Source organism: Gammaproteobacteria bacterium, from assembly GCA_003696665.1.
In the GTDB taxonomy this organism is placed as follows: Bacteria; Pseudomonadota; Gammaproteobacteria; order Enterobacterales.
Map to the genome: position 1 here is coordinate 22,298 of RFGJ01000043.1, position 8,689 is coordinate 30,986.

At 50.8% G+C, this 8,689-nt stretch carries 9 protein-coding genes and 4 tRNA genes; 7 read left to right on the top strand and 6 right to left on the bottom strand.

The features are described from left to right. Entirely contained in the window at positions 1-1,731 is a 1,731-nt protein-coding gene (ggt, locus tag D6694_01140; GenBank protein RMH47962.1) for a gamma-glutamyltransferase, read from the top strand. A gap of 63 nt (positions 1,732-1,794) precedes the next feature. Here ggt and D6694_01145 read toward each other — a convergent pair. Further along, positions 1,795-1,870, bottom strand: a tRNA-Val gene (locus D6694_01145). Between the two features lie 119 nt (positions 1,871-1,989). Between D6694_01145 and D6694_01150 the strand changes: the two genes are divergently transcribed. The 5 genes from D6694_01150 (at position 1,990) to D6694_01170 (ending at position 4,429) form a co-directional block, all read left to right on the top strand. Further along, positions 1,990-3,399, top strand: a complete 1,410-nt coding sequence (locus tag D6694_01150) for a glutamate--tRNA ligase (GenBank protein ID RMH47963.1) — start codon at positions 1,990-1,992, stop codon at positions 3,397-3,399. A gap of 166 nt (positions 3,400-3,565) precedes the next feature. Further along, a tRNA-Ala gene (locus D6694_01155) sits at positions 3,566-3,641 on the top strand. 5 nt (positions 3,642-3,646) lie between these two features. Next, positions 3,647-3,722 (top strand) — tRNA-Glu (locus D6694_01160). 37 nt (positions 3,723-3,759) lie between these two features. After that, positions 3,760-3,835, top strand: a tRNA-Glu gene (locus tag D6694_01165). 24 nt (positions 3,836-3,859) lie between these two features. After that, entirely contained in the window at positions 3,860-4,429 is a 570-nt protein-coding gene (locus D6694_01170) for a nitroreductase (protein RMH47964.1), read from the top strand. A 53-nt stretch (positions 4,430-4,482) separates the two neighbouring features. Here the strand turns inward: D6694_01170 and D6694_01175 are convergent, their stop codons facing one another. Genes D6694_01175 through D6694_01190 form a run of 4 tightly spaced genes read right to left on the bottom strand, consistent with a single transcriptional unit; the run spans position 4,483 to position 6,890 of the window. Further along, positions 4,483-4,665 carry a hypothetical protein gene (locus D6694_01175; GenBank protein RMH47965.1) on the bottom strand — a complete coding sequence of 61 codons (183 nt, stop codon included), beginning with the start codon at positions 4,663-4,665 and terminating at the stop codon, positions 4,483-4,485. Next, on the bottom strand, positions 4,662-5,243 hold the full coding sequence (locus tag D6694_01180) for a hypothetical protein (GenBank protein RMH47966.1): 582 nt from the start codon (positions 5,241-5,243) through the stop codon (positions 4,662-4,664). The genes D6694_01175 and D6694_01180 overlap by 4 nt, the downstream gene beginning before the upstream one ends. A 10-nt stretch (positions 5,244-5,253) precedes the next feature. Then, positions 5,254-6,660 (bottom strand): asparagine--tRNA ligase, encoded by a 1,407-nt coding sequence (locus D6694_01185; protein RMH47967.1) that lies wholly within the window; start codon positions 6,658-6,660, stop codon positions 5,254-5,256. A gap of 23 nt (positions 6,661-6,683) precedes the next feature. Next, positions 6,684-6,890: a DUF1289 domain-containing protein gene (locus tag D6694_01190; protein ID RMH47968.1), complete on the bottom strand. Its 207-nt coding sequence runs from the start codon at positions 6,888-6,890 to the stop codon at positions 6,684-6,686. Between the two features lie 181 nt (positions 6,891-7,071). On the opposite strand from D6694_01190, the gene D6694_01195 reads away from it, so the two are divergent. Beyond that, a complete protein-coding gene (locus D6694_01195; protein ID RMH47973.1) occupies positions 7,072-7,539 on the top strand; it encodes a GAF domain-containing protein in 468 nt (155 codons plus the stop codon). A 57-nt stretch (positions 7,540-7,596) separates the two neighbouring features. Here D6694_01195 and gltA read toward each other — a convergent pair. Beyond that, positions 7,597-8,689, bottom strand: a 1,093-nt coding sequence (gltA, locus tag D6694_01200) for a citrate (Si)-synthase (GenBank protein RMH47969.1), incomplete at its 5' end; no start/stop codon positions are given.

The window sequence follows — 8,689 nt, forward strand, 5'->3', positions numbered from 1 at the left end:
ATGCGCAGAGTGATGTTCATTATCCTAAGTTTTACTTTTGTGCTGGCAAGTCGTCCTGCGCGAGCCGAGACAACCCCCATTATCGATATGGAGTGGCCATTTCAACCTGTGGTTGGGCAACATGGCATGGTGGTTTCTGAAGATGCCTTGGCATCACGCATTGGCGCGGAAATTCTGGCAAAAGGTGGTAATGCCGTCGATGCCGCCGTAGCCGTTGGTTTTGCGCTGGCGGTGACCTTGCCTAAGGCCGGAAATCTGGGTGGTGGGGGCTTTATGATGATTTATTTGCATAAATCAAAAAAAGCCACTGCCATCGATTATCGAGAGACCGCAGCGAGTGCCGCGCACGCGAAAATGTTTTGGCAGGGCAGTGGCATTGACAAATTCGCCATACGTTATTCTGGTAAGGCCACCGCTGTGCCGGGAACGGTCGCCGGTTTACTATTGGCCCACGAGAAGTATGGCCGCCTGTCAAGACAAGAGGTGATGGCGCCAGCAATTCGTTTAGCGAAGTCTGGCTTCAAGGTCTCTTTTGCGCTCGAAGATTCTTTGAGGAAAGCAAAAAAACGGCTGATGCGGTGCGAGGTAAGCCGGAAAATATTTTTTCACGACAATGGCAAACCGTACAGCGCGGGCGAAATTATGAAGCGACCGGATCTTGCCTGGACCTTGACGGAGATCCAACGGTATGGCCGTGCGGGTTTTTATGAGGGCGCTGTTGCCGACAAATTTGTGGCGTCGATACGAGCCCATGATGGCCTCATTACCAAAGAAGACCTAAAGCGTTATCGCGCGGTGGAACGGACGCCGCTTGGGGCCGATTTTGGTGCGTTTCGAGTGTTAACCATGCCGCCGCCGAGTTCGGGCGGAGTGCACTTGCTCCAGATGCTCAAAGTGTTGTCCCACTTTCCCCTCAAAGCACTGGGACCGAATCGAGCAAGTACATACCAAATCATGATTGAAGCGATGCGTGTGGCCTATGCCGATCGAAGTCGTTATTTGGGCGATCCCGATTTTGTTCAGGTGCCCGTATCAAAACTGATTTCAGACGACTATGCGGAACGGATCGCAAAACACATAGAAAGGGGCAAGGCGAAAAAGTCAGAAGATATCCGACCCGGACAGTGGCTATCCCACGAAAGCCACGAAACCACACATTTTTCGGTCATCGATCGTGACGGTAACATGGTCGCGAACACGTATACGCTGAATTTCAGTTTTGGTTCAGGCCATACCGCGGAAGGCACTGGCATTTTGCTCAATAACGAGATGGACGATTTTGCTGCTAGGCCTGGGATTCCCAATGCCTATGGCCTGATCGGTAACGAGGCAAATGCCATTGCCCCCGGTAAACGGCCTTTGTCGAGCATGACTCCGACCTTGGTGTTGAAAAACAACCGGCCGTGGCTTGCCACAGGTTCTCCCGGCGGGAGCACTATTATTACCACTGTGCTGCAAGTGCTCCTAAATACCATGGTGCATAACATGAACATCGCGTCTGCGGTGGCGTGGCCGCGCATCCATCATCAGTGGTTGCCGGATAAGGTTTTTGTGGAGCCGACCATTAGTCAGGACACTGTGGAGAAACTTCGCACCATGGGCTACGACGTTGTTCGCAGAAAATCGTTAGGCGGTGCACAGTCAATCATGTTTGATGGCCAATATTTTTATGGGGCTCCGGATCCGCGAAAACCCGGCAGCGCGGCAATTTCGGTCGATTTGGTTCGATAACGTCGTGCGGCAAATTTGCGACGCTAATAAAAAACGGCGACCAAGACTGGTCGCCGTCTAACTTGGTGGGTGCTGTAGGACTTGAACCTACGACCCTCGCCTTGTAAGGGCGATGCTCTACCAACTGAGCTAAGCACCCCGAGAAAACGAGCGGCATTTTATTGGCTTTAGCGCCGCGGGTCAACTGGTAAGATGTAAATTTTTTTCGGATGGTGTTACTGCTACAATAGCGGCCAAATTTAATTTGGTGATACCGAAATGACAGTACGAACACGATTTGCTCCGAGTCCAACAGGCTATTTACATGTTGGTGGTGCCCGAACAGCGCTGTATTGTTGGCTGTTTGCGCGCAAACACAATGGTCAATTTATTTTGCGTATTGAAGACACAGACAGGGAAAGAAGCTCAGAGGCGTCAGTTCGTGCCATTTTGGACGGTATGGCGTGGCTAGGCTTAGATTACGATGAAGGACCTTTCTATCAGACGGAGCGCTTTGAACGTTACCAAGAAATTATCGACTGGTTGCTGGCCAATGGTCATGCTTATCGTTGTCGCTGCACACCAGAACGTCTGCAACAACTTCGTGAGCAGCAGATGGCTCAGAAACAAAAACCGCGTTATGACGGCCACTGCCGGAATCTAGATGTTTCCCCAGACGAGCCGCATGTTGTGCGGTTTAAAAATCCACTCGACGGTATTGTTCGATTTGAAGATCAAATCAAGGGTGTCATTGAGGTCAAAAACTCCGAGCTTGATGATCTGATTATTCGGCGAACCGATGGAACACCGACCTACAATTTGACGGTCGTCGTTGACGATATGGATATGGGCATTACCCACGTTATTCGTGGTGATGACCATGTGAATAATACGCCTCGGCAAATCAATATTCTCAAAGCGCTTGGTGCGGAACTGCCCAAATATGCGCATGTCCCGATGATTCTTGGCGACGACGGCAAACGGCTCTCCAAACGCCATGGGGCAGTCAGCGTATTGGCCTATCGAGACGCCGGCTATTTGCCGGAGGCTTTGCTCAATTATTTGGTGCGGTTAGGGTGGTCTCATGGTGATCAGGAAATTTTCTCACGCGAGGAAATGATTCAATTGTTCTCGCTTGAGGGGGTCAATCGCGCGCCAGCTGCGTTTAATACCGAAAAACTTAACTGGTTAAATCAGCATTACTTGAAAACGTTGCCGGTTGAGACGGTCGCTGAGCGGGCCCAAATGTTTTTTGATGAGAAGGGTGTTGCAATCACATTCGGGCCATCGCTTGAGTCAGTCGTGGCGCTCATACGCGAACGTGCCACCACTCTAGTCGATTTGGTCGAGCACAGCCGTTACTTTTATGAAGAATTTTCAGATTACGACGAAAAAGCGGCGAAAAAACACCTGCGTCCCGCCGCATTGCCAGCATTGATGGCGTTTTTTGAAAAAGCTCAACGTGCAGACGATTGGACAAAGGAAGTCTTGCATTCATTGCTTCAAACCACTGCAGAAGAATTGGGGGTTGGCATGGGCAAAGTCGGTATGCCCGTGCGAGTGGCGGTCACCGGTCAGGGCCAGTCACCTAGTATCGATGAAGTGATGGCGTTGATTGGACGTGAGCGATGTTTAGCTCGATTGCAGCGGGCCATCGATTACGTCAAAGCGCGCGCAGATGGCGCGTAGGCCAGACTTGAGCCCGGCATGGTTCGGCTGTCATATGTCCATCAAGAGTTGTGATAGGCGTCATGACAGTGCGCGTTCAGAAAGAGGTTGGTGACAAAAATTTATTGCGTAAATTGGTTGACAGAGCTGGGGCCCGTCCGTAAAATGCGCGTCGTTTTTAAGGGTTGGGGCTATAGCTCAGCTGGGAGAGCGCTACAATGGCATTGTAGAGGTCGGCGGTTCGATCCCGCCTAGCTCCACCAAAAACGTCCCGTTCGTCTAGAGGCCTAGGACACCGCCCTTTCACGGCGGTAACAGGGGTTCGACTCCCCTACGGGACGCCAAACAGCAATAGTAGAGGCTATCAGGTAATAGGTCTTCGTCCCGTTCGTCTAGAGGCCTAGGACACCGCCCTTTCACGGCGGTAACAGGGGTTCGACTCCCCTACGGGACGCCAAATTTCAATCCGTCAAAGACACCTATGTTGCCCATCGATTATCTCCTTCAAAGACGTTCATGCCCAAAATTGATAGCGCCGGGGCCAACGCAACAGCAGTTGGAATGGTTGCTGAAAGCTGCACAGCGGGCCGCAGATCATGGGCGTTTGCGTCCTTGGCGGTTTATTGTGATTGAAGGCGAGGGGCGCGCACGGTTAGCGCGTGTTTTTGCCGACATCGCTGGTCAAGGCCTTTCTGGTGAGGCGCGCGTTCAAGCGCAGGAAAAAGCCAAGTTGAAGGCGTATCGCGCGCCGACCATTATCACGGTCATTTGCTCACCAGTACCGCATCCCAAGATTCCGAAACATGAGCAGGAACATTCTGCTGCAGCTGCTTGCCAGAACATTGTCAATGCAGCGTTCATGCTTGGCCTTGGCGCAATCTGGCGAACTGGGCCTTTGGTGGAGCATGAGATCACAAGGCAGGCGCTTAAGTTGCGCGATGAAGAGTCTATCGTGGGATTTATCTATGTCGGCCAGCCACAAGAGATGCCGCCTGAGGCTTCGTTGATAGGCTGGGAAAAGAAGGTCGAATATATCAGGACGGCAGAATAAGACGGGATTATAATTCGATACAAAAAACAGGGGCTTAGCCCCTGTTTTTTTACTTAAAAGTCAGACCACAGTTTTTGATCGTTGCCTTTCGCGTTCGGATTGTCACGCAATTCAGCAATCCGCTGGTGTTTCCGGATTTCCTTTTCGACCGAATCAGTCCAATTTCGTTTGTCAGCATGCAGCTCTGCCAAGAAGGCGTCTGCTTCACTCACATAATCTTTGCGATGGTCACTCATTTGGTCGTCTCCGCATGAATTTTCGCCAATTGTACCATTTCCTGAACCATTTCTCGAATGGTCGCCAGTCGTTTTTCTGACTTGAGTCTCCCTTGTTCGTCAAATGCTTCGTGCGCCTTGGGTACGCAGAGCTGTCTTGGAAGAACAATGCAGCCTAAGCCCGATAACAAGGTCCTTAGCTGGGTCAGACCGCGAATGCCACCAAGGCTGCCCGGAGAAGCGGAAAACAGTAGGGTCCACTTATTGGCAAAACACTCAAGAACCCGTTCGCCTTCTGCCTGTCGGCTTGCCCAGTCTATCGCGTTTTTTAGAAGCGCTGAATAGGCGCCATTATATTCCGGAGAAGCAATCAGCAATCCATGGCTTTGTTTCATGAGTTCCTTGAGTTTCATGGCCGGTTCAACAATACCCTTTGCTTGCTCAAGATCCTCATCGAAAAACGGGAGATTAAGCGCTTTTAAGTCGACCGTCACAACACGAGCACCAGCATCTTCGGCCGCATCAGTCGCCGCCGCCAACAACTGGCGGTTGTAGGAGCCAGTGCGAGTACTACCACAAATGGCCAAGAGTTGAATCATGGTATTCTCCTTAAAAGTCTGCGTGTTTCGGCGTGCGTGGGAAGGGGATGACATCTCGCACATTATGCATTCCTGTCACGTAGGAAACAGCGCGCTCAAACCCGAGGCCAAAGCCCGAGTGCGGGACAGTACCGTAGCGACGTAAATCTCGGTACCACCAATAGGTATCTGGGTTTAAACCCGACTCACGCATCCGTCTGTCGAGGACATCTAAACGCTCTTCCCGCTGACTGCCACCTATGATCTCGCCAATGCCAGGTGCTAAAACATCCATGGCTGCCACCGTTTTCTCGTCGTCATTAAGTCTCATGTAAAAAGCCTTGATGTCTTTCGGATAGTTTTGCAAAACGATAGGGCGGCCCACGTATTTTTCGGCAAGATAACGTTCGTGTTCACTTTGCAAATCCATGCCCCATGCGACTGGGAATTCAAAAGATTCGCCCGATTGCTCGAGAATTCGTATCGCGTCTGTGTAATCCATACGCTCAAAAGAGGCATTGATAAGTTGCTCTAAGCGTTGAATACAGTTTTTGTCGATTCTTTGCTGGAAAAATGCCATATCATCGGGACATTGGTCGAGCACATCTCGGCACATGCGCTTCAAAAGCGCTTCAGCGAGGTCGGCGATATCATTTAGGTCGGCAAACGCCACCTCCGGCTCCACCATCCAGAACTCAGCCAAATGACGAGACGTATTGGAGTTTTCTGCTCGGAAAGTTGGGCCGAAGGTGTAGACTTTTGACATGGCAAGGCAATAAGCCTCGACATTGAGTTGGCCACTGACCGTCAGAAAAGTTTCTTTTCCGAAGAAATCTTGTCGAAAATCCACCTGACCATCTTCGGTGCGCGGAATATTTTGCAAGTCCAGCGTGCTAACTCTAAAAAGCTCACCAGCACCTTCGCAGTCGCTTGCCGTAATGATGGGGGTGTGAATCCAATAAAACCCCTGTTCTTGAAAAAACTGATGAATGCTGCGAGCTAAGGTATTCCGAACGCGCGTCACGGCCCCAATGACGTTCGTGCGTGGTCTGAGATGTGCTACCTCGCGCAGAAATTCCAAAGTGTGAGGTTTTGGCTGTATGGGGTAGGTATCGGGGTCTTCGACCCAACCCGCAACAACAATTTCCGATGCCTTGACTTCGAACGCCTGGCCTTTGGCTGGCGAGGGTACCACGGTTCCAGTGACCGAAATTGAACATCCAGACGTCAAGCGAAGTATCTCGCTTTCGTAGTTAGGGAGATGATTTTCCGCAACAATTTGGACAGGATGGAAGCACGAACCGTCATGAAGGTGAATGAACGAGAAGCCCGCCTTTGAGTCACGGCGAGTTCGTACCCAACCACGAACAATGACATTTTCTCCAACCGGAAGTTGGCCAGAAAGTATTTCTTTGATCGATACCGCCTTGGGGTTCAATTTTCGTCTCCCGTCTCAATTGTTCAACACTTGTCCAGATCGCGCTTCGAATCTCTTTCTGCGAGGATGCGACGATTAATTGCATCTTTTTCGATATCACTGTAACGATGCCAGTTGACCATTTCTTCAAAGGTCCGCAAGCAGCCTGTACAGATTTCATCACCAGCGACCGTACTGCAGACGCCAATGCATGGTGATTGTGTCAATAATTTTTCTTTCGATTCTGGCATGTTACAGGTTCGGCAGAAATAGGACCGGTATCTTATCGTGCCATGGGGCTGTCGCCAAGTATGGCATGAGAAAAAGTGGATTCGCTGGCATATGCTTATGAGATGTATTTACTGTGAATTATGGTGTTGGTCATGGCAAACTATTATTCTGTCCATTGATGGTTAATGTCTGGTGTTACGAATGGAACACATACTAGTGAAAAAATGGCGAGCACTTCGCGAAGGTGAAACTGATTTTGAAGCCAACTGCGCACAGTTCGTGGCCTTGTTAAAACAGGAATTAGACGACGTCAGCTGGGTTGGCTTTTACTGGAACAAGGAGGACTGTCTGGTTGTTGGCGCTTATCAAGGGCCGGTGGCCTGCTCACGGTTTCCAAATCATCAAGGGGTTTGCGGCAGCGCATACCAAAAGGGGACTACCCTGATCGTGCCTGATGTACATGATTTTCCTGGCCACATCGCCTGTGATCCCAAAGCTCGGTCGGAGATAGTAGTACCGATAAAGACCCCGAGCGAACAAATGGTCGGTGTGTTGGACCTCGACAGCTATTCGCTGGCCCGTTTCACCGAGGAAGATAAGTCGCTACTGGAAACGCTTGTCAATGATTTTTCCGAGCATACCAGTTGGCCAGCTTGGGCGCGGTCTTGAAAATGAAAACTGGGGGCAAGGCCCCCAGTTTTCTTTCGCAAGTGACGTGTTTCTCTATTAACCGCGCTTGTCGATTTCGACAAAGGGACGCGCAGTTGGACCAGAATAAAGTTGGCGAGGACGGCCGATTTTGAGATTCTTCTCAGAGATCATTTCTGACCACTGGGCCACCCATCCTGTTGTCCGCGCCAAGGCGAAGATCACCGTGAACATGGTTTTGGGGATACCCAAAGCGCGTAGGACGATGCCGGAATAGAAATCGACGTTTGGATACAGACCCCGTTCAACAAAATATTCGTCCTCGGCCGCGATGCGTTCAAGTTCCATGGCGACTTTGAACAGCGGCTGGTCCTTAATATCGAGATGTTCAAGCACCTCATGGCATGTTCGGTGCATGACTTTGGCGCGAGGATCATAACTCTTGTAGACACGATGCCCGAAGCCCATGAGACGGAACGGATCATTTTTGTCCTTCGCGCGCTTGATGGCTTTGGGAATGTTTTTCACGTCGCCAATTTCTTCCAGCATATTAAGGCAGGCTTCGTTCGCGCCACCATGGGCTGGTCCCCACAGGCAAGCGATGCCCGCGGCAATACAGGCGAAAGGATTGGCACCCGAGCTACCCGCCAGACGAACCGTCGAAGTTGACGCATTTTGTTCGTGATCCGCATGCAACGTAAAGATTTTATCCATGGCGCGGACCAGCACCGGATCGGGAGTGCTCTCTTCTGACGGCATGGAGAACATCATATTGAGGAAATTCTCCGCATAGCTCATATGGTTTTGCGGGTAGACGAACGGGTGCCCTAGTGAATAGCGATAGCACATCGCTGCAATCGTCGGGACTTTGGCAATCAAGCGATAAGCGCTGATTTCCCGGTGTTCAGGATTATTGATATCCAACGAATCATGATAGAAAGAAGACAGGGCACCAACCACGCCGACCATAATGGCCATGGGATGGGCGTCACGGCGGAACCCGTTGAAGAAGCTCCGAATTTGCTCATGCACCATAGTGTGGTTGTTGATGCGAGCAAGAAATTCTTCCTTTTGTTGACGTGTTGGGAGCTCTCCGTACAAAAGCAGATAGGCCACTTCCATAAAATCAGCTTTCTCAGCCAAATCGTCAATGCTGTAGCCCCGATAGAGC

What these genes read in the sequence shown, in the direction of transcription:
- D6694_01195 (RMH47973.1), top strand. Translation starts at nt 7,072, where the DNA reads ATGGAACACATACTAGTGAAAAAATGGCGAGCACTTCGCGAAGGTGAA.
- D6694_01190 (RMH47968.1), bottom strand. Translation starts at nt 6,890, where the DNA reads ATGCCAGAATCGAAAGAAAAATTATTGACACAATCACCATGCATTGGC.
- ggt (RMH47962.1), top strand. Translation starts at nt 1, where the DNA reads ATGCGCAGAGTGATGTTCATTATCCTAAGTTTTACTTTTGTGCTGGCA.
- D6694_01180 (RMH47966.1), bottom strand. Translation starts at nt 5,243, where the DNA reads ATGATTCAACTCTTGGCCATTTGTGGTAGTACTCGCACTGGCTCCTAC.
- D6694_01150 (RMH47963.1), top strand. Translation starts at nt 1,990, where the DNA reads ATGACAGTACGAACACGATTTGCTCCGAGTCCAACAGGCTATTTACAT.
- D6694_01175 (RMH47965.1), bottom strand. Translation starts at nt 4,665, where the DNA reads ATGAGTGACCATCGCAAAGATTATGTGAGTGAAGCAGACGCCTTCTTG.
- D6694_01170 (RMH47964.1), top strand. Translation starts at nt 3,860, where the DNA reads ATGTTGCCCATCGATTATCTCCTTCAAAGACGTTCATGCCCAAAATTG.